The organism is Streptomyces sp. NBC_01477, assembly GCF_036227245.1.
Taxonomy (GTDB): domain Bacteria; phylum Actinomycetota; class Actinomycetes; order Streptomycetales; family Streptomycetaceae; genus Actinacidiphila.
Window position 1 is genome coordinate 805,725 of sequence record NZ_CP109445.1, and the last position, 21,612, is coordinate 827,336.

A 21,612-nucleotide genomic window follows, 5' to 3' on the forward strand; every position below is an offset into this window, starting at 1 on the left:
CGATGTCCTCCGCCTCCCGCATACCCGCCTCCGCCGGCCGCCTGCCGTTCCGCCTTGCCGCACCGCCGGTCTCCGGGATCCTGCGGCCCCGCCTCATCGCCGTCTGCGCCGGGCTGGCGGTCGCGGTCTTCCTGCTGTTCTGCTGGGGCGTCTCGATCGGGGACTACCACGTGGGCCTCACCAGCGTGGTGAAGGCGCTGGCGGGCTCCGGCGACCCCGGAACGGTGCTGGTCGTACGGGAGTTGCGGCTGCCGCGGGCGCTGACCGGGCTGCTGGTGGGCATCGCCTTCGGCATCTCGGGGGCGCTCTACCAGACGATGACCCGCAATCCGCTGGCCAGCCCGGACATGATCGGCCTCACCGAGGGGGCCGGCACCGCCGTCGTGGCGGGCATCGTGCTCGGCTGGGACGGCGGCCTGGGCACCCAGGCGCTGGGCCTGAGCGGGGCCCTGGCCACCGCGGTGCTGGTCTATCTGCTGGCGATGAAGAACGGCGCCACCGGCTACCGCATCATCCTGGTCGGCATCGGGGTGTCGTGGATGTGCACCAGCGCCACCGACTACCTGCTGGCGCGCGGCCAGCGCTTCGAGGCGCAGGCCGCCCTCGGCTGGCTGGTGGGCAACCTCAACGGCAGGACCTGGGGCCAGGTGTCGATGCTCGCGACCGCCATGGCGGTGCTGGTGCCGCTGGCGCTGGGGATGAGCCGCTGGATGCGCACCCTGCAACTCGGTGACGACGTGGCGGCGGGCCTGGGCACTCCGGTGCGGTCCGCGCGGCTGGCCCTGCTGCTGGTCGGCGTGGCGCTGATCGCCTTCGGCACGGCGGCGGCCGGCCCGGTCGCCTTCGTGGCACTGGCCGCCCCGCAGATCGCCCAGCGGCTGGCCGGCACCGCGTATCCCCCGCTGGTCGCCTCGGGACTGACCGGCGCGCTGGTCGTCCTCGGCTCCGACCTCATCGCACGCGAAGCGATCCCCGGCACCGAGCTGCCGGTCGGGATCGTCACCGGCGTCATCGGCGCGCCGGTCCTGCTCTGGCTGCTCATCCGTGCCAACCGCGCGGGCTCAGGAGGCTGAAGACCATGACGACCACCGACCCCGGCAAGCAGCCGGGCCCCGTCCTGCGGGCGCACGGCCTGCATCTCGCCTACGACAACCGGCTGGTCGTCGAGGACCTGGACCTGACCGTGCCGCCCGGCCGCATCACCGCCATCGTCGGTGCGAACGCCTGCGGCAAGTCCACCCTGCTGCGGGCGCTGGCCCGGCTGCTGCCGCCCCGGCAGGGGTCCGTGGAACTGGACGGCAAGGCCCTGCGCTCCATCCCCACCAGGGAGCTGGCGCAGCGGCTCGGCATCCTGCCGCAGACCCCGGTGGCGCCCGAGGGACTGACCGTCATCGACCTGGTGAGCAGGGGGCGTTCACCGCACCAGAGCTGGTGGCGGCAGTGGTCGGACGCCGATGAGCTGGCCGTGCACGAGGCGCTGGCGGCGACGGGCCTGACCGACCTCGCGGACCGCGCCGTGGACGAGCTGTCCGGCGGGCAGCGGCAGCGCGCCTGGATCGCCATGACCGTCGCCCAGGGCACACCCGTGCTGCTGCTCGACGAGCCGACCACCTATCTCGACCTCGCCCACCAGATCGACGTGCTCGACCTGATCACCGACCTCAACCGGCGGGAGAACCGCACGGTGGTCATGGTGCTGCACGACCTCAACCAGGCCTGCCGGTACGCCGACCACGTCATCGCCATGAAGTCCGGCCGGATCGTCGCGCAGGGGCCGCCCGCCGAGGTGATCACCGCCGCCGCCGTCGAGGACGTCTTCGACCTGCGCTGCCAGATCGCCACCGACCCGGTCAGCGGCACCCCGCTGGTCATCCCGATGGGCCGGCACCACGAGGCCGTGCCGGTCAGCGCCGACTGACCGGCGGCCCCGCCCCGCGCGGCTGTTGCGGCGCGGGACGGGGCGGCGCGGAGCGGGCCGGCGCGCGTCAGCGCGGGCGGCGGGCGGCCCGGGTCAGGGCCGGGCGGTGAGGTAGCCGCCCATGGTGCGGAAGTAGTCGTTCGCCGCGTGCTCGGTGCCGTCCTCGGTGCGCAGCCGCCGGATGACCAGTCCGCGGCGCGTCCCGCTGCGGGCGTCGGCCCCCGCCACGATGACGACCCCGTCGCCCTCCCGGATGAAGACCCGCCCGGGTGTGCCGCCGTACCTGGCCTCGGACACCGAGGCGGACACGATGCGGATCCGCTCGCCCCTGTGGTGGGTGAAGGCGCTGGGGTACGGGTCGGACTGGGCGCGGACCAGCCGTTCCAGGTCCTCGGCGGGCCACGTCCAGTCGATGCGGCTGTCCTCCAGGGAGCGTTTGTGGAAGAAGCTGGCCTGCGCGGGGTCCTGGGTCCGCCAGCGCGCCTCGCCGGAGGCGATCAGCCGCAGCGACTCGCCGACGAGGGGGGTGATCAGGTCGACCGTCCGGTGGAAGAGGTCGGTCGCGGTGTCGGCCGGGCCGACCGGCACCGACCGCTGCAGGAGGATGTCTCCCGTGTCGAGTCCGGCGTTCATCCGGTGGGCGGTGACGCCGACCCGCTCCTCGCCGTTGACGAGCGCCCAGATGATCGGGGAGAAGCCCGCGTAGGCCGGCAGCAGCGAGTCGTGGATGTTGAGCGTGCCGTGCGGCGGCAGGTCGAAGATCTCCGGCGGCAGCCAGGTCCGCCAGTTGTTGGCCACGATGATGTCCGGGGCCGCCGCCCGTACGGCGTCGAGCAGTTCACCGTCGTCGGGGCGGCTGCGCAGCAGCACAGGGACGCCGTGCTTGGCCGCCAGTTCGGCGACCGAGTCGTCCCAGATCTTCTCGTACGCGTGCTCGCTCTTGGGATGGGTGACGACGAGGACGACCTCGTGGTCGGAGTCCAGCAGCGCCTGCAGCGTGCGGTGGCCCCAGGTCTGATAGCCGAACATGACGACCCGCATGGCGGTTCTTCCCTTCGACGGCATGATTGCAAGGTAAGGCTTACCTTATCTAGGATGAGCCGCGCTGAGGGAGGCGATGCAACGGTGAAGACACCGGGCAGTGGGCCGCACATCATCCATGACGTGCTGGGAATAGGTTTCGGGCCGTCAAATCTCGCACTGGCGATAGCCGTTGAGGAGCACAACGCGGCGGCGCCGGAGCACCGCAGAGTCGACGCCCGGTTCCTCGAACGCCAGTCGGGCTTCGGGTGGCACCGGGGCATGCTGATCGACGACGCGACCATGCAGGTGTCCTTCCTCAAGGACCTGGTCACGATGCGGAACCCGAGCAGCAGCTTCAGCTTCCTGTGCTTCCTGCGGGAACGGGGCAGGCTGGTGGACTTCCTCAACCAGAAGACGCTCTTCCCGCTCCGGGTGGAGTTCCACGAGTACTTCGAGTGGGCCGCCGCGCGGGTCGCGGACCTGGTCGACTACTCCCACGAGGTGCTGTCCGTCACACCGGTGCGCGAAGCGGACGGCCTCGTGCACCACTTCGAGGTGACAAGCCGCGACCCCGGGGACCCCGCGGGCACGGTCGTGCACCGGGCGCGCAACGTCAGCGTGGCGGTCGGCCTGGAACCGCATCTGCCGCCGGGCCGGGTGCTGTCCGAACGCGTGTGGCACAACAGCCAGTTGGTGCCGCGGGTGGCCGAACTGAGCGCCGCGGGCAAGCCCGTCCGGCGGGCCGTCGTCCTCGGCGCGGGCCAGAGCGCCGCCGAGGCGGTCGACTACCTGCACCGCACCTTCCCCGAGGCCGAGGTCTGCGGCGTCTTCGCCAAGTACGGCTACACGCCGGCCGACGACAGCCCCTTCGCCAACCGGATCTTCGACCCCGAGGCGGTGGACGTCTACTTCGGCTCCCCGTCGGAGGTGAAGCAGTCGCTCTACGACTACCACCGCTCCACCAACTACTCCGTCGTCGACATGGACCTCATCGAGTCCCTGTACGCCACGTCGTACCGCGAGAAGGTGCAGGGCCGCGAAAGGCTGCGCTTCCTCAACGTCTCGCGCATCCGCGACGTGGAGGTCCGAGAGGACGGCCTGGACGTCACGGTGGAATTCCTGCCGACCGGCGAACGGCAGACCCTCGCGGCGGACGTCCTCGTGCACGCCACCGGCTACCGCTCGCAGGACATCGGGACACTGCTCGGGGAGTCGGCCAAGATCTGCCTGCGCGACGACGGCGACGCCGTCCGGGTCGGCCGCGACCACCGCGTGGCGGTCAGCCCCGACGTCACGGCGGGCATCTACCTCCAGGGCGGAACCGAGCACACGCACGGGCTGACCTCGACCCTGCTGTCCACGACCGCCGTCCGCGCAGGCGAGATCCGCGACTCCCTGGTCGCGCACCTGACCCGCCGCTGACCCGGCGGCGCCCGGCGCCCCGGCCGCCCCTCCCCCGAGGGCGGCCGGGGCGGCCCGGGGCAGGCGGGCCCAGGGCCGCCGGCCATGACACCGGGTCAGCGGACGGCGGCCGGCGGGGACCCGGTCAGACCTCGAACTTGGCCGCGGCGCCGTGGTCCAGCCACTGCACCCGCGAGGCGAACGGCGAGGCGCCGAAGACCTGCCGGGCCTTCTGCTGCTTCTCGCGGAAGTGCGCCCAGCCCTCGTAGTGGACGGGCACGATGGTCCGCGGGTCGAGCAGACCGCACAGCTCCACGGCGTTCTCCGCGGTCATCGTGTACCGCATGGGACCGGTGATCGGGAAACGCACGCCGCCGAGGTGCAGGACGGCGGTACCGACGTCGAGCCGGCTCGCCACCTCGCGCAGTCCGTCGTACAGGACGGTGTCGCCGGAGATCCATAAGATGCCGTGCTCCTGGCCCTCCCAGCGCAGCGCGAAACCGGTCACCGCCCCGACCAGCGGCTTGGTGCCGGCCGGGCCGTGGCGGGCCGGCGTCGCGGTGATCTCGATCGGCTCCCTGCCCTTGCCCTGCAAGGTGGTGGTCGCCCATGGCGCCAGGCCCTGCACATTCCCGCCGACGCGCCGCGCGCCCTGCGGGGTCGTCAGCACCCTGCCGAACCGCGGCAGCAGCGCGCGCCCCGCGGGGTCGAGGTTGTCGCCGTGCTGGTCGTGGGTGAGCAGGACGGCGTCGATCGGCCCGAGGTCGTCCGCCGAGATCGCCGGCCCGGCCAGCTTCCTGGACATCGCGCCCCAGCCGAAGGAATAGCGCTTGCCCGGCGGGTCGAACGTCGGGTCGGTCAGCAGCCGCCATCCGCCGGCCTCGATGAGGGTGGTCGGACCGCCGATGTGAGTGATGGTCACCTGAGTCACGTGAGGACACCTCTCCGTTGTCGTCCGGGCGACGATACCGTCCAGGAGGGCGCCCCACCCGGCGAGTCGACCATTGCGCGCACCGGCCGGAGGGCCGCGCGGGGCCGGCGTGTCAACAGTCCCGTTCAGGTCTGATTCTGGCCAATTGATCACGCGGCGCCCGGCCGCGGGACCTTCGTGCGTAGCGTCGGGCTGCCCCCATTCCCGGGGGACCTGGTCGTGCCGGTCCGATCGAAAAGAGTGGCATGCCGAACGCAGGGGACACGACGTCCGCGGAGCGGCTGGAGCGGTTGCGCGAGGTGCTGACGGGGGCGGGGGCGCGGCCACCGGGCGGCGGGCGGGGCCTGTCCGGCTGCCGGTACGGCAATGTCCTGATCGGCGCGGCGCTGCACGGGGCCGACCGGCTGCGGGCCGGGGAGGCGCCGACGGAGTTGGAAGGCCTGCTGCTGGCCGTGCTGCGGGCGGCGGTGCCGGAGGCGGAGCTGCCGGACTGGGGACGGGTCTACCGCGAGACCGTCACCGCCCGCGGGCGGCTGGACCTCGTACCCGAGGTGCTGACCGGCCGTCCGGTCTCCCTCGGGTACGGCATGGCCGATCTGCGGTCCGATGTCGGGGCGGTGGCCGAGGAGGCGCTCGGCTGCCGCAATGTGGCGCTGCTGAGCGCGGAGTCGCTGGCCGAGGGCGGCCCGCTGCATTCGGCCGAGTTCGCGGCCGGGGTGCGGGAGTCCGGCTTCGGCGTGGTCGGCGTGGCCGGCGCCGCGCGACGGGCCGCGGGCGGCGTGCCGGAGCCGGCCGCGGCGCCGTTCAGGGCGGCCTGGGAGGTGGCCGCGGGCCGGGGGGCCGACGTCTTCTGGACCGGAGGCCTCGACTCGGCCGCCGGACCGGCCGACGCGTCCGCGCCGGCGGTGGTGCTCGGCGGGGAGGGCGCGGACCGGATCTCGTTCGGGATCCACGGCGGCCGGGGCGGCGGCGAACGCTACCGCGAGGTGATGCGCCGGCTCGGTGTGCTCACCGACTCCTGCACCCGGGCCATGGGGCAGGACGACGGCGGTCTCCCCGTCCCCGGCATGGAGTTCACGGGCCTGGTGTGGGAAGTGCTCAAGCTGTTCGCCTTCGTCAAGGAGCAGGTGGGCGACCACGACGAGGAGTCGTACGTCCTCGGCCTCACCTTCGGCCGCGGCGACGTGGCCGTGCTGTTCCACCGGCGCGAGGTGGAACTGGACCTGGACACCGGCGGGCGTGCCCCGGTGCGCCTGGCCTACCGCGGTGAGCGGCCCGCCTTCCCCGCCGGTGATCTGGAGTACGCCACCTGCCGGGCGGACGGGCCGCCCGGGGCGCAGCCGCGCTCGTGGAGCGCGCCCGTACCGCTGGGCTGGCAGAGCGTCACCGCGCCCTCGCTGGTGTCCTACCGCGACGCGCTCCACGCGGTCTTCGCCCGCCCCGGCGACCACGCCTTGATGTGGAGCCGCCTCGACGGCGGCGTCTGGCGCGCACCGGCCCGTGCCGGCGGGTCGGACAGCTTGCAGCGCGCGGCGCTGACCGTCCACGGCGGGCTGCTGTACTGCTTCCACACCACGCCGGGCGGCGACGTGCTGTGGAACCGCTTCGACGGTTCGGTGTGGACCCCGGAAGTGCGGGTGGACGGCTGGGACAGCCCCGTGTCCCCCGCCGTCGCGTCGCACGACGGGAGCCTGTGGGTCAGCCACCGGGACCACGGCAGGCGGATCCACGTCGACCGGTTCACCGCCGACCACCGCCCCGCCTTCGGCTACCGCTTCGACAGCTCGATCAGCGACAGCGCGCCCGCGCTGGTCTCCACGGGGGCCACCTTGTGGGTCGCCCACCGCGGCCTGGACGACAAGGTCCGGGTGCGGTACAGCGACAAGGCGCTGTCCGCCGCCGACTGGCAGGACCACGAGCCCGCGCACGACCTGCTGACCCAGCGCAGCCCGACGCTCGCCGGCCGGCCCGGTACGGGCCTGCACCTGCTGGCCCGCGGCGCCGACGGCAGGCTGCACCTGGGCGTGCGGACCGACGGCGGCGGCTGGGCCGGTATCGCCGCCCCCGCCCGCGACGGCGCCTTCCCCGCGCTCGACGCGGGCGGCGCGGCCTTCCACCACGGCAAGCTGTACGCGATGTACCGCCGCTGAGACGTTCCAGCGGCCGGCGGGGCGGACGGCGGACCGGGGCGGGGGCCGGCGCGGCGGGCCGGGTGGCGTGCGTCGGCCAACTTCGTGACACTCCCCCGCCCCCGCCGCGGCGGAATGGGACGATGCGTGCATGCCCATATCCCGTGTCAACAGCCGCCTGTCCGAGGTCGGGACGTCGATCTTCGCGGAGATGTCAGCCCTCGCCGCCGAGACCGGCTCCATCAACCTGGGCCAGGGATTCCCCGACACCGACGGCCCGGCCGAGATCGCCGGGGCCGCCGCCGACGCCATCCTCTCCGGGCGCGGGAACCAGTACCCGCCGGGCCCGGGCATACCGGAGCTGCGCGAGGCGGTCAGCGACCACCAGAAGCGGTTCTACGGGATCGACGTGGACCCGGGCGCCGAGGTGCTCGTGACCGCGGGCGCCACCGAGGCCATCGCCGCGTCGCTGCTGGCGCTGATCGAGCCCGGTGACGAGGTGATCGCCTTCGAGCCCACCTACGACTCCTACGCCGCGTGCGTCGCGATGGCCGGCGGCACGCACGTCCCGGTCACCCTGCATCCGCCGGGCTTCCGCCCCGACATGGCGGCGCTGCGGGCCGCGGTCACCCCGCGCACCCGGATCCTGCTGCTCAACTCCCCGCACAATCCGACCGGGATGGTCCTCACCCGCGAGGAGCTGGCCGCCATCGCCGGACTCGCGGTGGAGCGCGACCTGCTGGTGATCTCCGACGAGGTCTACGAGCACCTCGTGTTCGGGGTGGAGCACATCCCGGTCTCGACGCTGCCCGGGATGCGCGAGCGCACGCTCACCATCAGCTCGGCCGGAAAGACCTTCTCCTTCACCGGCTGGAAGGTCGGCTGGGCCACCGGACCCGCCCCGCTGGTCGCCGCGGCGCGTACGGCCAAGCAGTTCCTGACCTACGTCTCCAGCGGGCCGTTCCAGTACGCGGTGGCCGAGGCGCTGAAGCTGCCCGACAGCTACTTCAACGGGCTGCGGCAGGATCTGCTGGCCAAGCGCGACCTGCTGGCCGACGGCCTGCGCTCGGCCGGCTTCGAGGTCTACCCGCCGGACGGCACGTACTTCATCACCACCGGCATCCGCGGCCTCGGCGAGGAGGACGGCCTGGAATTCTGCCGGGCGCTTCCCGGCCGGTGCGCGGTGGCCGCGATCCCCAACCAGGTCTTCTACGAGGCGCCCCAGGCGGAGGCCCGCGGGCTGGTCCGGTTCACCTTCTGCAAGAAGACCGAGGTGCTCACCGAGGCCGTGCGGCGGCTCGGCGCCCTCGCGGGGCCGGCCGCCGCCTGAGGCCGCCCGGCCCCTGCCCGGGGCCGGCGCGGCGCCACGGCTGCGTCAGTCGGCGTGGCCGTGGCTGTGCCCGTGGCTGTGGCCCTCGGTCAGCCACTCCGGCGCGTCGCCCCGCATGAACTTCAGGTAGTGGTCGGTCGACTCCTTCAGGACCCGCTGGGCGTCACCACGGATCGCCGGGGTCCACCAGTGGGCGTACATCCGGTCGAAGGAGTACGGCTGCACCGCCTCGATGACGCCGTGCACACCCCGCTCGGGCAGCGGGAGGCGGTTCGGCGCGCTGTAGAGGAAGGCGACCCGGTCCTCGCCCGGCGAGATGTTGATGGTGTCGCCGGTCAGCAGCACCCCCTGCCCGCCGGCGCCCGCGGCCCAGTGCAGGACGGAGCTGCCGGGGAAGTGGCCGCCGCACTGGACCAGGGTCACACCGTCGAACAGCGGGACCGTGCCCGACCAGGTGCGGACGAGGTGTTCCATCGAAGCGGGGCGCGAGAGCCAGTGGATGTCCACCTCGGGCAGCAGGATCTCCGCGTCGAACAGGCGGCTCCACTCCACGACCGCGCCGTAGAAGTGCGGGTGGCTCGCGCTGACGGCGGCCAGGCCGCCGGCCTCCCTGACCGCCTCGACGGCGGCCTCGTCCAGATACGGGGACGGGTCCCAGAGCACATTGCCCTCACCGGTGCGCAGCACGAGTCCCCGCTGGCCGATGCCGATCATCGGCTCGGCGCCGACGCCCAGCAGGCCGGGCTCCACCTCGCGGACCACCGTGCGGAAGCCGTCGGCCGCCATCTTTTCGAGCGTGGTCCACAACTGGCCGCCCGCCGGGACCCACTGGCGGTCGTCCTCGCAGATCTCGCACTCCTCGGGGGGCGCGTCCCCCTCGTGGTAGACGTGGCTCCCGCACGTCACACAAATCCACGGCGCGGCAAACATCCCTGCCTCCTCGTTCGTGGGCCGGGGTGCGCTGTCCGCCACCCCGGCACCCGTCCTGTTCTCTTCGCCGCAGCCCGGTGGGGCGTGCGCCGTCTCAGACCAGTTCCAGCAGCAGGTCGGCAAGTTCGCCGGGCCGGTTGCTGGGGATCTGGTGGCTGGTGGCGATCTCCCGGTAGCGCCAGGCCGCGGACTTCGACACCTTGTCGGCGGCGGCCCAGAAGGGACCGGCCGGCTCGGGGCGCGGCTCGCCGGTGGCCTTGATGAACGTCCGGGTGAACGGATAGTCCTCCAGCGGGCGCGTCAGCCGCACCGGCTCGGTGAAGGTGCCGATCGGCTGCGGTGTGCGGCGGGCGGTGATCCACGCGCCGACCTCGGGGTCCTCGAACGCGCGGATCGGCGCGGGCACCAGCCAGGGGTCGCCGAGCGCGGGGAGACGCGGGCTGTGCCCCGCGCCGGGGACGCCGGCCGCCTCGCCGTCCTCCAGGACGAACGCGTCGAGGTAGACCAGGTGCCGCACGCGGTCCGCGAGGTGTTCGAGCGCCCCGGTGACGACGGCGCCGCCGTAGGAGAAGCCGAGGAGCACGATGTCGTCGAGGTCCTCGTAGCGGACGCAGTTGACCACGTCCGCGATGTGTGTCGTCAGGCCGACCTGCTGGCTCGCCAGGTGCACCCGCTCGCCGATGCCGGTCAGGCTCGGCGTGAACACCTCGTGGCCGGCCGCCCGCAGCAGCCGGCGCACCGCGCGGAAGTCGTGCGCGCCGCTCCAGGCACCGTGGACAAGGACGAAAGTTGCCATGTCGTATTCCGTTCCACCCGTGAAGAGATGAAGAGGACGAGAAGTCAATCACCGCCGGGCCGCCCGAGGCCGACCGCCCGGGTCCGGGCCGAGGCGGTCCCGGTCCCGGTCCAGTCCGGGCCGAGGCGGTCCCGGTCCCGGTCAGGTCCCGGGACGCCGGTCGGGTCAGGTCGGCCGGGGCGCCACCACCAGATAACCCGGCGCCGGCTGCACCCGCGCCAGGTCCGCCTCCAGGAGCAGGGCGTCCCCGTCGGCGCCGACCTGCCGGAAGCCCGCGAAGCGGTAGGTCACGAACATCATCCGGTTCCGACCGGTCTCGACGAACTCCGCCTGGAGCCGCGCCCCGTTGTCGCGGGCGAGCGTCATGATGTGGTTGAGCAGGACCGCGCCGACGCCTCGCGACATCACACGGCAGGACATCAGCAGCAGCCGCAGCTTCCAGACCGGGCCGCCGGTCTCGACCAGCGCGAGGCCGATCTTCCCGTACTGCCCGAAACGGTCCTCCAGGTCGGCGACGAGCAGGAGGTGGTCGGGTGACTCCCGCAGGACCTTCAGCTCCTCGTACGAGTACGTCCTGCCGGTGGAGTTGAGCTGGTTGGTCCTGACCGTCAGCTCCTCGGCACGCCGCAGGTCCTCCTCGGCCGCGTCGCTGATGGTGAAGACCATCTCCAGCGTGGCGAGGAAGTCCTCGCCGGTCGACTTCGCCTCCTCCTCCGCCTGGTCGCGCTCGATACCGCTGCGGTACATCGCGCGCCGCCTGCGCGACTCGTCGGTGATGAACCGCGGCTGGAACTCCTCCCATTGCGCCACGGCCGTACCGATCTCGTCGGCCCCGACGCACAGCACCTGCGGGTGCCGGAAGGCCACCTCCTCCAGCTCGAACGGCTGGTCGTCGACGAAGGCGACGGCGTCGAGGCCGATGTTGAGCGCGGCGGCGATCTCGGCCACGGAGTCGGACTTGGGGTTCCAGCTGATCCGCGGGTGGAGGAAGTAGTCGGCCAGGCCGAAGCCCTCCAGCTGCTCCATGGCCGCCCCGGCGTCGTTCTTGCTGGCCACCGACTGGAGGATGCCGCGCGCGTCCAGGGCCGTGATCAGCTCCACGACCGACGGGTGCGCGGCGACCTTGCCGTCCTCCAGCAGGACGCCGTCCCAGACCGTGTGGTCCAGGTCCCACACCACGCACTTGATCCGGCCCCTGCGCGGCTTGTCCCGGGGTGTCTCGCGCGTCCCGCCGGGCACGGCGGGCGGGCTCACCGGGTTCACCTGGCTGTCCACCTGTACGCCTCCTCGGCGATCTGGATCTGCTGGATCTGGGTGCTTCCTTCGATGATCTCCATGATCTTGGCGTCCCGGTAGTAGCGCTGCGCGGGATGGCCGGGGGAGCATCCGGCGGCGCCGTGCAGCTGTACGGCGTCGCTCGCGGCCCGGGTGGCCGCGGTCGAGGCGAAGTATTTGGCGATCCAGGTGGCCATGATGGTCTGCGGGTCCTGCCGGTCCTTCAGCTCGCCGGCCTGCCGGCACAGCAGCCGGGCCGCGCTGACGTCGGTGACCATCTGCGTCAGCAGTCGGCGGACCAGCTGGTGGTCGCTCAGCGGCTTCGTACGGCCGCCGCGCTCGGCGGTGAAGGCCGCGCCGGCCTCCATGCAGGCCTGGATGATGCCGACGCAGCCGCAGGCGACGCTGTACCTGCCGATGTCGAGCACCCCGCTGACCACGGTGGCCAGGGCGAAGCCGTCCGGGCCGAGCAGGGCGTCGGGGCCGAGCAGGCAGTCCTGGAAGTCGATCTCGGCCAGCATGCTGCCCCTGGTGCCCAGCATGCCGTTGACCGGCCGGGTGACGACGCCCGGGTGGGCGCGCTCCACCAGGAAGGCCGAGACGCCGCGCCCGGTGCGGGCGAACACCAGCAGCAGGTCGGCGATCTGGCCGCCGGTAATCCAGCGCTTGCTGCCCCGGAGCACGAAGCCGCCGTCCTGCCGGGTGGCGGTCGCTGAGATGTTGGCCGCGTCGCTGCCGGCCTCCGGCTCGGTCAGGCAGAAGGCGCCGACCGCCTCGCCCCGGGCCAGCAGCGGCAGCCAGCGCTCGCGCTGCTCCCGGCTGCCCCACTGCGAGACCGCGTAGGCCACCATCGAGTGGACGGTGAGCAGGCTGCGCACCGACGAGCAGCCCCGGCCGACCTCCTCGTGCAGTTCGCCCAGGGTCACCATGTCCAGCCCCGCGCCGCCGACGTCGGCCGGCAGGATGGCCCCCCACCAGCCCAGCTCGCCGAGGCGGCGCAGGACGCTGTCCGGGATGGCCTGCTCGCTGTCGAAGCGGCCGGCGTGCGGGGCGATCTCGGCGTCGACGACCGCCCGGAATTCCTTCCTGCCGTGCGGGCGGTCAGACATCCGAGCGGGTCTCCACCAGTCGGTCGACCAGTTTGGTCATGGCGGTGACGGTGCGGAAGTTGTCCTGTTCGAGGTCCTCGTTGGGGATCTGCACCGCGAAGTGCTTCTCGATGAACATGATGAGCTGGATGGTGAACAGCGAGTTCGCGATACCCCCTTCGAAGAGATCGTCGTCGTCGGCTATCTCCAGGTTCGGAAAGCTGCCGGCCAGGAACTTCCTGATCTCCGGACGCACCTGTGTCGTCATCGGACCTCCCAGTTGTAGGAGAAGAACCCCTGCTGGGTCTTACGGCCGTGGAGCCCGGCGTCGACCATCTTCTTGAGCAGGGGGCAGGGTCGGTACTTGCTGTCGCCGAAGCTCTCGTGGAGCACTTCGATGCTGTACAGGATGGTGTCGAGGCCGATCAGGTCGGCGGTCGCCAGCGGACCCATCGTGTGTCCGAAGCAGGAGGTGAACACCTTGTCCACGTCCTCGGGGCCGGCCACGTTCTCGTGCACGAGGAAGGCCGCCTCGTTGATGGTGAGCATCAGGACCCGGTTGGAGACGAAGCCCGGGGAGTCCTTCACCACGATCGCCGTCTTGCCCATGCCGGCCAGCAGTTCCTGCGCGGTGGCGACCGTCTCCGGCGTGGTGTGGTGGCCGGGGATCAGCTCGACGACGTTCTTCTGCGGCACCGGGTTCATGAAGTGGATGCCCACGATCCGCGGCGCCCGCCGGGTCAGTGAGGCGATCCGGGTGATCGGGATGGCGGAGGTGTTGGCGGCGAAGACCGCGCGCTCCGGGCACACGGCGTCGAGCACCGGGTACACCCGCTGCTTGATGTCCCAGCGCTCGGTGACGTTCTCGACCACGAAGTCCGCGTCGCCCAGTTCCTCGTAGTCGGTGGTGAAGGTGATCGCCTCCAGCGCCCTGGCCGCGTCGACCACGCCGGCGGTCGTGCCGACCAGCCGGCTGAAGCGCAGGTCGTTGCGTATCCGCTCGGCCGACCGGTCCAGCACCTCCTTGCTCACATCGATCAGAATCACGTCATGCCCGGCGGTCGCCAGATTCTGGGCCACCCCGCCGCCCATGACACCCGCGCCCACCACACCGACCCTGCTCACGTTCGCCTCCCGTCGTGTCCACGTCCGTCCGCGCGGACCGCGCCGGCCGGACACCTGTGCTGCCGAAGTACCGCGCGGCGGCTTCGCGCCGGCGTCATTGCGCGTCCTGCCCGTGCGGAAGCTGCGCCGCGACGACCGCGGCGAGTTCGGCGACGGTGAGGTTGTCGAACAGGGACTGCAGGGCGACCTGGACGTGCAGGGTGTCCCGCAGCCGGGCCAGCAGTTTGATGCCGAGCAGTGAATGGCCCCCGATCTCGTAGAAGTTGTCGTGGACGCCGACCTCCGCCACACCGATCTGGTCCTGCCACAGCTCGGCGAGCGTCCGCTCCAGCGCGGTGCGCGGCGCGGTGTACGGGGTCGCGAGCGCGGGCCTGGGGTGCGCCGGAGCCGGTACGCCCGCCTCGGCCGCCGCCTCGGGGCCCGACTCGATCGCGCCGACGTTGCGGACGATCGCCGCCAGGTCCTTGGTCGCGACGACCACCTGGGGCGACAGGTCGCGGGACAGTACCCGTTCGAAGGCCGTCACGCCCTCCGAGGGCAGGATGCCCGTCTCCAGGTGGGCGAGGAAGGCGTTGTCACCGCGCTCCGCGGCCCCCGGGACCCGGGGGTAGGCGTAGTCGCCGACCTCGTCGGAGCGGTCGTCGCGCAGCGCCACCAGCTTGGTGTCCAGGGCGCGCGCCCGCTTCATGACGAACTCCTCGGCCCGCAGCAGTATCCGGCCGTCCTCGTCGAAGACGGTCACGTCGAAGGAGACCGTCTCCCCGGTGCTGCCCTCCCGGTCGCCCGGGTAGCCGAGCAGGCTGTGCACCCGTGCGGGCAGCGGGCCGAGGACGTCGATGGCCCGGTAGCGCAGCGGCATGAGGTAGTCGCGCTCCAGGTAGAGGCTGGCGAACCCGGTGGCGATGTCGAGCAGGAAGGGGTGCAGCCCGAGGGCGGCGACCTCCTCGCCGTAGCGCTCCGGCACCGCCAGCCGGGCCAGGGCCACGCCCTCGCCCGCCCAGACCCGCTCCACGCACCGCGAGCGCGGCCCGAAGGTCATCGGCCCGTCGTGCCGCACCTCGCCCGCGTCGCGCAGGCCGTGCCGCTCCACCAGTTCCGAGACCTTGTACGGTGCATCGGGCTCCGGCGGCGCCAAGGACAGCACGCGGCCCGTCACATGCTCGCTCCAGCGGCCGGCGCCGTCCGCGGCGGAGCGGTCGGCCGCGCTGACGACGGAGAACCGGCACTCGCCCGCCAGCTTCTCCATGACCACATGGACTTCCCTGGCCTGCCCGTCGGCGAGCACGACCGGCGCCAGGAACAGGACGTCCTCGAAGCGGAGTACGTCGCCGAGTCCCTGGTCGGCCGCGGCGGCCCGCACCATCTCCAGATACGCGGTGCCGGGGATCACCGGGATGCCGAGCATGCGGTGCTCGTCCACCAGCCAGTCCCGGGGGCTGCTGAATTCGGCCGCGTAGACCGCGTGGGCCGGCGTGTCGGCCAGGCAGGTGTGGAGCAGCGGGTGGCCGAGGGCGCGCGGTCCCGGCGCCCGCTCCGCGGGCCGGCCGACCACCTTGGCCGCCATGCCGACCTCCTGCCAGGCGTCCCAGTTCACCGAGACCGTGTACGGCCCGCCGGCCGCGGACCGGTGGTGGGCGTAGGCGTCGAGGAAGGCGTTCGCGGCGCAGTAGTCGACCTGGCCGAGGCCGCCGCTGAGGGCGATGGTGGAGGAGCACAGCAGCACGAAGTCCAGCGCCGCCGCGTCGAGGACCGAGTCCATGAGCGCGTCCAGGACCAGTACCCCGTGGGTCTTCGGCGTGAGGACCGCGGTCGCCGCCTCCGGGCGTTTGAGCTGCATCACGCCCGCGCCGGGGACACCGGCCGCGTGGATCACGCCGTGGACGGCGCCGAAGCGCCCGGTGGCCTCGGCGACGGCCGCCCGCATGCGGTCCTCGTCCGCGACGTCGGCCGCCAGGACCAGCACCTCGGCGCCCAGTTCCTCCAGGGCGAGCACCTTGCGGATCCTGGCCGCGGTCTCGTCCTCCTCGGGCTGGGCGGCGAGCAGGTCCGCCCAGCCCTGCCTGGGCGGCAGCGGCGAGCGTCCGACCAGCACCAGCCGAACCCGCGCGGTACGCGCCAGGTGCTCGGCCAGCGCCAGGCCCATGCCGCCGAGCCCGCCGGTGATCAGGTAGACGCCGCGGTCCCTGATGCGTACCGGGGGCCGCTCGGGCTGCTCGACGCGTACCGGCTCCCAGCCCGGTGTCCAGCGGCCGCGTCCGCGGTGGGCGACGACCGGATCGGCGGGCCTGCGTACCAGTTCGGTCAGCAGCCGGTCGGCGGCGGCGGCGCCCTGTGCGGCCGGGCCCGTGCCCAGGTCGATGCTCTGCGCGGTGAGGCCGGGGTGTTCCTGCGGTGCCACCGTGACGGGGCCGATGACGGTCGCCTTCGCGGGGGTGACCTGCTCCCCGTCGGTGACCTGCCGCAGCCCGTCGGAGACGACGGCCAGGTGCAGCGGGGCGTCGGCGCCGTGCGCGCCCCAGGCCTGGGTGAGCAGCAGCAGGCTGTGGAAGCCGCGGCGCTGGAGGGCGTCGAAGTGCGCCACGGTGGGGCGCCCCGGGCTCTCGCCGGTCAGCGTCCACAGGTGGACGATTGTCTGCGGCAGCGCGTCCCGCTCCCCCAGGACGCGCAGCAGCTGGTCGTAGTCCTCGCGGCGGTCCGGCGTGACGGCGAAGCGGTGGTCGCCGAGCTGCTCGAACCGCTCCGCGGCGACCACGGTGGTGACGTCGTGTCCCGCGCCGCCCAGCCGGTCCGCGACGCGCTGTCCCGTGCCCTGCCCGTCGGTGAACAGCAGCCAGCGCCGGGGTTCACCGGCCAGTTCCCCGTCGCCGACGGGGGCCAGCGGCGCGGTGGAGGTCCAGGAGGGTACGGAGAACCAGTCCGCGACGTCCGCGCGCTTTGCCATCGAGGCGGCCTGCGGCCGGTGCTGGGCGCGGCCGGGGCCGGGGGCGTCGTCGATCCAGTAGCGCCGGCGTTCGAAGGGGTAGGAGGGCAGCGGTACGCGCCCCGGCGCCTCGCCTGCGTGGACCCGGTCCCAGTCCGGCTCGACACCGGCCAGCCAGAGCCGGCCGAGCGAGGTGAGCAGGAAGCGCGCGGCGGACCGGGCGGTGCGGTCGGCGGGCAGCGAGGACAGCGCCATCCGGTCGCCGCCCGCGCCCTCGGGCAGCAGTTGCAGCGCCAGGCTGCTGTACGCCTGTCCCGGCCCGACCTCCAGGATGATGCGCCCGGGGGTGCGCCACAGCTCGGTGACGGCGCCGGAGAAGCGGACCGTCTCGCACATGTGGCGGGCCCAGTAGGCGGGGTCGGTCGCCTCGCTGTCGGTGATCCAGGTGCCGGTGACGTTGGACAGGTACGGGATCTCGGGCGCGCGCAGCGTCACGGTCCTGGTCAGTTCCACGAACGGCGCCCGGCCCTGCTCCATCATCCGGGAGTGGAAGGCGTGCGTGGTCTGCAAGCGGCGGCAGGCGACACCGTCCACGGCGAGGCGCTCCTCCACCTCGGCGACCGCGTCGGTGGCCCCGGCGAGCACCGTCAGCGCGGGGCCGTTGACCGCCGCGACCGAGAGCCGCTCGTCCAGCAGCGCCGCCGGCTCCTCGGGCAGCGACACGGCGAGCATCGCGCCGCCGTCCAGCTCGTCGATCAGCAGCGCCCTCCTGGCGACCAGGAAGACGGCGTCCTCAAGGGTCAGGACCCCGGCGACGCAGGCCGCCACCCACTCGCCGATGCTGTAGCCGATCATGGCCTGCGGGCGGATGCCCCAGTCCATCCACAGCCGTGCCAGCGCCCACTCCACCATGAAGGTGACCGGCTGGGCGTGCACGGTCCGGTCCAGCTCCGCGGCCGCGGCGGACGGGCCGGCGCCGCGGGCGAGCATCGCGCGCAGGTCCATCCCGCCGCCGGCCGGCGCGGCGGTCTCGGGGTAGAGCAGGGTGCGCAGGTCCACGCCGAGGTGCGGCCGGAAGAGCGCCGCGCAGCGGTCGATCTCGGCGCGGAAGACCGGTTCCGACGCGTAGAGGTCCTTGGCCATGTGCGGGTACTGGTCGCCCAGGCCCGAGAACATGAACGCGACCTGCCGGGCGCCTGCCGGTCCCGCGGTCTGCCGCAGCAGCCGGCGCGGCGCCCGGGCCTCCAGCGCCTCGGCGGCGTCGTCCGGGTCGGCGCAGACCAGGGCCTGGCGGTGGGCGAAGACCTTGCGGCCGGCCTGCAAGGTGTAGGCGACGTCGGCCAGTTGCTGCCCCCCGTTGCCGCGCAGGTGCGCCGCGAGGCGGTCGGTGGCGGTCTCCAGGGCGGTGTCGGTGTGCGCCGACAGCGGCAGGAGCTGCCAGGGCCGGCGCGAGACGGTCGCGGGGCGGGCCGGTGCTTCCTCCAGTACGGCGTGCGCGTTGGTGCCGCCGGTGCCGAAGGAGCTGACGCCGGCGAGCCGGAGGGCGCCGTCGGTCTTCCACTCGGTGAGTTCGGTGTTCACATGGAAGGGCAGGCGGGCGAAGTCGATGTCGGGGTTGGGCTGTTCGTAGTGCAGGCTCGGCGGGATCTGCCGGTTGCGCAGGGCCAGCGCCGTCTTGATCAGCCCGGCGACTCCTGAGGCGGCGTGGGTGTGGCCGATGTTGGACTTGACCGACCCGATGGCGTGCGAGCCCGTACGGCCGCCCGCCGCGCGGAAGGCCCGGGCGAGCCCCTCGACCTCGATCGGGTCGCCCAGCGCGGTGCCGCTGCCGTGGGTCTCGACGTAGCCGACCGCGGCCGGGTCGATGCCGGCCATCAGGTGGGCCGCGCGGATCGCCCGGGCCTGACCGCTGACGCTGGGGGCGCTGAAGCCGACCTTGGCGGCGCCGTCGTTGTTGACGGCGGTGCCCTTGATCACCGCGTAGACGGTGTCCCGGTCCCGCAGCGCCTCGTCGAGCCGCTTGAGGACGACGATGCCGACGCCGCTGGAGCTGACGGTGCCGCGGGCCGCCGCGTCGAAGGAGCGGGTGAAGCCGTCCGGGGACAGGATGCCCTCCGGCTCGTAGAGGTAGCCCTCGGTCTGCCGGGCCCTGACCGTGCTGCCGCCGGCCAGCGCGAGGTCGCAGCCGCCGCTGAGCAGGGCCTGCGAGGCGAGGTGGACGGCCACCAGGGAGGTCGAGCAGGCGGTCTGCACGGTCAGGGACGGGCCGCGCAGGTCGAGTTTGTAGGACGTCCTGGTGGCCAGGTAGTCCCGCTCGCCGCTGAGGTGGGTCAGCAGCCACCCGGCGGATTCGACCGTCCCGGGGTCGGCGAGGACGTGCCGCCGGTAGGTGTTCTCGTACGCCCCCGCGAAGACGCCGGTGGCGGCGGGGCGCCGGTCCCCCGCGTAGCCGCTGCTCTCCAGCGCCTCCCAGGCGCATTCGAGGAAGAGCCGCTGCTGGGGGTCCATCAGCTCGGCTTCCCTGGGGGTGATGGTGAAGAACCCCGCGTCGAAGAGGGCGGGATCGCCGAGGATCCCGCGCGCCCGCACGTAGTCCGGGTCGCGCAGCAGCTCTTCCGGGACGCCGGCCGCCCGCAGCTCGTCCTCACCGAAGCGGGTGATGGACTCGACGCCGTCGCGCAGGTTCGCCCAGAACTCGTCCGGGTTCTCGGCGCCGGGATAGCGGCAGGCGATCCCGACGATGGCTATCTCAAGGCCCGTTGTCATATGTCGAAGTCCATCTGCTGTCGGCGCTGCTGAAGCTGTTGCGCCAGCCGTCGGTTTCCTTGCGCCGTGCCGAGTTCCTGCCCCGGGTCGCCCAGGTCGCCGGCGCTGGCGAGGTACGCGCCGAGCGCCTGGACGGTGGGGTGGGCGAACAGCTCCACGACGGGCACGTCCCGGCCGGTGACCTCCAGCAGCCGCACCTGGACCTGCCGGATGAGCAGCGAGTTGCCGCCCAGGTCGAAGAAGTGGTCGTGCGCGGTGACCTGTTCGAGGCCCAGCAGGTCGCACCAGATGCCCGCCACCGTGCTCTCCAGGGCCGTACCCGGCGCGGCCGAGGGCGCTCCCTGCGGCCGGACCAGGTGGGCGGCCAGCTCGGTGCGCTGGATCTTGCCGGTGCTGGTGCGCGGGATCTCCGCTACACGGAAGAGCCGCCGGGGGATCTTGGTCTCGGCGAGCCGGGCGGCGAGGAAGTCGCGGATGTCGTCGTCGGTGGCCTGCGCCCCGGGCGCGACGACGACGGCGGCGGCGACCTCCTCGCCCAGGGTCGCGTGCGGGAGGGCGAAGGCCGCGGCCTCCACGATCGCGGGGTGCGCGAGCAGTTCCTCGTCGACCTCGACCGGCGAGACCTTCGTACCGCCCCGGTTGATGATCTCCTTGATGCGGCCGGTGATGAAGAGGTAGCCGTCCTCGTCCAGGTGGCCGCTGTCGCCCGTACCGAACCAGCCGTCGGCGAAGGCGGCGGCGTCGGCGGCCGGGTTGTTGTCGTAGCGGCTGATGACCGTGGCGCCGCGCAGCACGATCTCCCCGGTCTCGCCCGGCGCCAGGAATTTCCCGTCCTCGCCGCGCACGGCCAGTTCGTTGCCGATCGAGACGCCGACGGAGCCCGGCTTGCGCTCGGCGGGCGGCAGCGGGTTGCTGGTGATGATCGAGCAGGCCTCCGTCATGCCGTAGGAGTCGATGACCGGGGCGCCGGTGGCGCGCTCCAGCGAATCCCGCAGCCGCGCGGGCAGCGGCGCCGAGGCCGAGCGGACGAAGCGCAGCGGGCGGGCCGGCGCGTCCTGGCGGTTCGCGAGGGTGCCCGCGACGGCCTGGTGGATGGCGGGTACCGCGGTGTACCAGGTCGGCTCGAACGACCGGAGCCAGCCGGGGAAGGCGGCGGCGTCGAAGCCCGGCGGGCACACGACGCTCGCGCCGGCCCACAGGGTCGCCAGCAGCGGGCTCATCAGGCCGTGCCCGTGGAAGAGCGGCAGGACGTTCAGGCACCGGTCCTGCTCGCCGAGGGCGAGGCTGGCCGCGATGTTGCGGGCGGAGGCGCAGACGATGTCGTGGGTCTGGGGGACGAGTTTGGGCCGGCCGGTCGTGCCCGAGGTGTGCATGAGGAAGGCGGTGTCGGCCCCGCTCCCGGCGGGGGAATCGACCGGGGTTGCCGGGGTTGCCGGGTCGTGGCCGGCCGGGAGGGCCGAGGTGCCGGGGACGAGGTCGAACTCGCCGGCCGCGCCGCCCGGCACCGGCACCAGTTCGATGACGAGGCGGCCCTGCGCCCTGGCGACGGCCGCCGCCAGGGTGTCGGCGCCGCGCCGGACGACGAGCGCCGTGATGTCCATGTCCGCGAAGAGGGCGTCGAACTCGCGGGCCTTCCCCGCGGGGTCGAGCGGGGCGACCACGGCCGCGCAGGCCACGGTGACGAGGGCGACCGCCGCGTCGGGACCGCCGGGCAGCGCGACGGCGACGCGGTCGTCGCGGCCGACGCCCGCCGACGCCAGCGCCTGCGCCGTGCGGTCGGCCTGCCGGCGCAGGGCGCCGTAGGTCAGCGCGGGCAGGCCGGGCGCGAGGATCGCCGGCGCTACGGGCCTGCGCTCGCCGTGCTCCCGCAGCAGCAGGTCGAGGTGCCGGATCTCGGTGGTGCTGGTCTGTCGTGCCGTCACGGCGTCACTCGCAGATGTCATCGCCGCTCCTCTCACGCGAACGGGGTGCCAATGGGCG

Annotated in this window: 15 protein-coding genes; 5 read left to right on the forward strand and 10 right to left on the reverse strand. The window is 73.1% G+C overall.

Going from position 1 to position 21,612, the window contains the following annotated elements; all coding sequences use genetic code 11:
• Positions 1-2 precede the first annotated feature (2 nt).
• Both OHA86_RS03125 and OHA86_RS03130 read left to right on the forward strand, forming a co-directional pair.
• Complete coding sequence (locus tag OHA86_RS03125) at positions 3-1,073, forward strand: FecCD family ABC transporter permease (RefSeq protein ID WP_329172258.1); 1,071 nt, start codon at positions 3-5, stop codon at positions 1,071-1,073.
• A gap of 5 nt (positions 1,074-1,078) precedes the next feature.
• Positions 1,079-1,918 carry an ABC transporter ATP-binding protein gene (locus OHA86_RS03130; RefSeq protein WP_329172259.1) on the forward strand — a complete coding sequence of 280 codons (840 nt, stop codon included), beginning with the start codon at positions 1,079-1,081 and terminating at the stop codon, positions 1,916-1,918.
• A 93-nt stretch (positions 1,919-2,011) separates the two neighbouring features.
• Here the strand turns inward: OHA86_RS03130 and OHA86_RS03135 are convergent, their stop codons facing one another.
• Positions 2,012-2,959, reverse strand: a complete 948-nt coding sequence (locus OHA86_RS03135) for a methionyl-tRNA formyltransferase (RefSeq protein ID WP_329182194.1) — start codon at positions 2,957-2,959, stop codon at positions 2,012-2,014.
• A 54-nt stretch (positions 2,960-3,013) separates the two neighbouring features.
• Here OHA86_RS03135 and OHA86_RS03140 point away from each other — a divergent pair, with 54 nt between their 5' ends.
• Entirely contained in the window at positions 3,014-4,363 is a 1,350-nt protein-coding gene (locus OHA86_RS03140) for a lysine N(6)-hydroxylase/L-ornithine N(5)-oxygenase family protein (protein WP_329172260.1), read from the forward strand.
• A 124-nt stretch (positions 4,364-4,487) separates the two neighbouring features.
• Here OHA86_RS03140 and OHA86_RS03145 read toward each other — a convergent pair whose 3' ends face one another.
• On the reverse strand, positions 4,488-5,264 hold the full coding sequence (locus OHA86_RS03145; protein WP_329172262.1) for an MBL fold metallo-hydrolase: 777 nt from the start codon (positions 5,262-5,264) through the stop codon (positions 4,488-4,490).
• A 254-nt stretch (positions 5,265-5,518) separates the two neighbouring features.
• On the opposite strand from OHA86_RS03145, the gene OHA86_RS03150 reads away from it, so the two are divergent.
• Together OHA86_RS03150 and OHA86_RS03155 are read left to right on the forward strand one after the other, a co-directional pair.
• Positions 5,519-7,423, forward strand: a complete 1,905-nt coding sequence (locus OHA86_RS03150; RefSeq protein WP_329172263.1) for a hypothetical protein — start codon at positions 5,519-5,521, stop codon at positions 7,421-7,423.
• Positions 7,424-7,553: 130 nt separating this feature from the next.
• Complete coding sequence (locus tag OHA86_RS03155; RefSeq protein ID WP_329172265.1) at positions 7,554-8,732, forward strand: pyridoxal phosphate-dependent aminotransferase; 1,179 nt, start codon at positions 7,554-7,556, stop codon at positions 8,730-8,732.
• A gap of 45 nt (positions 8,733-8,777) precedes the next feature.
• Here the strand turns inward: OHA86_RS03155 and OHA86_RS03160 are convergent, their stop codons facing one another.
• From OHA86_RS03160 to OHA86_RS03195, 8 genes are all read right to left on the reverse strand, one after another.
• On the reverse strand, positions 8,778-9,638 hold the full coding sequence (locus OHA86_RS03160; RefSeq protein ID WP_329172266.1) for an MBL fold metallo-hydrolase: 861 nt from the start codon (positions 9,636-9,638) through the stop codon (positions 8,778-8,780).
• Between the two features lie 118 nt (positions 9,639-9,756).
• Positions 9,757-10,458 carry an alpha/beta fold hydrolase gene (locus OHA86_RS03165; RefSeq protein WP_329172267.1) on the reverse strand — a complete coding sequence of 234 codons (702 nt, stop codon included), beginning with the start codon at positions 10,456-10,458 and terminating at the stop codon, positions 9,757-9,759.
• Between the two features lie 165 nt (positions 10,459-10,623).
• Complete coding sequence (locus OHA86_RS03170; protein ID WP_329172268.1) at positions 10,624-11,733, reverse strand: HAD-IIIC family phosphatase; 1,110 nt, start codon at positions 11,731-11,733, stop codon at positions 10,624-10,626.
• Positions 11,718-12,842, reverse strand: a complete 1,125-nt coding sequence (locus OHA86_RS03175; protein ID WP_329172269.1) for an acyl-CoA dehydrogenase family protein — start codon at positions 12,840-12,842, stop codon at positions 11,718-11,720. The genes OHA86_RS03170 and OHA86_RS03175 overlap by 16 nt, the downstream gene beginning before the upstream one ends.
• Positions 12,835-13,089 (reverse strand): phosphopantetheine-binding protein, encoded by a 255-nt coding sequence (locus OHA86_RS03180; RefSeq protein ID WP_329172271.1) that lies wholly within the window; start codon positions 13,087-13,089, stop codon positions 12,835-12,837. Before OHA86_RS03180 ends, OHA86_RS03175 begins: the two co-directional genes overlap by 8 nt.
• A complete protein-coding gene (locus OHA86_RS03185; protein ID WP_329172272.1) occupies positions 13,086-13,946 on the reverse strand; it encodes a 3-hydroxyacyl-CoA dehydrogenase family protein in 861 nt (286 codons plus the stop codon). Before OHA86_RS03185 ends, OHA86_RS03180 begins: the two co-directional genes overlap by 4 nt.
• 94 nt (positions 13,947-14,040) lie before the next feature.
• The gene (locus OHA86_RS03190) at positions 14,041-19,632 is read right to left on the reverse strand and encodes an SDR family NAD(P)-dependent oxidoreductase (protein WP_329172273.1); all 5,592 of its coding nucleotides are present in this window, start codon (positions 19,630-19,632) and stop codon (positions 14,041-14,043) included.
• Complete coding sequence (locus OHA86_RS03195; protein WP_329172274.1) at positions 19,629-21,575, reverse strand: non-ribosomal peptide synthetase; 1,947 nt, start codon at positions 21,573-21,575, stop codon at positions 19,629-19,631. The genes OHA86_RS03190 and OHA86_RS03195 overlap by 4 nt, the downstream gene beginning before the upstream one ends.
• Positions 21,576-21,612: the final 37 nt, after the last annotated feature.

Excerpts from the sequence above, each read along its gene's own strand:
- OHA86_RS03165 (WP_329172267.1), bottom strand. The coding sequence starts at position 10,458 with ATGGCAACTTTCGTCCTTGTCCACGGTGCCTGGAGCGGCGCGCACGAC.
- OHA86_RS03180 (WP_329172271.1), bottom strand. The coding sequence starts at position 13,089 with ATGACGACACAGGTGCGTCCGGAGATCAGGAAGTTCCTGGCCGGCAGC.
- OHA86_RS03130 (WP_329172259.1), top strand. The coding sequence starts at position 1,079 with ATGACGACCACCGACCCCGGCAAGCAGCCGGGCCCCGTCCTGCGGGCG.
- OHA86_RS03190 (WP_329172273.1), bottom strand. The coding sequence starts at position 19,632 with ATGACAACGGGCCTTGAGATAGCCATCGTCGGGATCGCCTGCCGCTAT.
- OHA86_RS03125 (WP_329172258.1), top strand. The coding sequence starts at position 3 with ATGTCCTCCGCCTCCCGCATACCCGCCTCCGCCGGCCGCCTGCCGTTC.
- OHA86_RS03135 (WP_329182194.1), bottom strand. The coding sequence starts at position 2,959 with ATGCGGGTCGTCATGTTCGGCTATCAGACCTGGGGCCACCGCACGCTG.
- OHA86_RS03140 (WP_329172260.1), top strand. The coding sequence starts at position 3,014 with ATGAGCCGCGCTGAGGGAGGCGATGCAACGGTGAAGACACCGGGCAGT.
- OHA86_RS03175 (WP_329172269.1), bottom strand. The coding sequence starts at position 12,842 with ATGTCTGACCGCCCGCACGGCAGGAAGGAATTCCGGGCGGTCGTCGAC.
- OHA86_RS03195 (WP_329172274.1), bottom strand. The coding sequence starts at position 21,575 with ATGACATCTGCGAGTGACGCCGTGACGGCACGACAGACCAGCACCACC.
- OHA86_RS03155 (WP_329172265.1), top strand. The coding sequence starts at position 7,554 with ATGCCCATATCCCGTGTCAACAGCCGCCTGTCCGAGGTCGGGACGTCG.
- OHA86_RS03150 (WP_329172263.1), top strand. The coding sequence starts at position 5,519 with ATGCCGAACGCAGGGGACACGACGTCCGCGGAGCGGCTGGAGCGGTTG.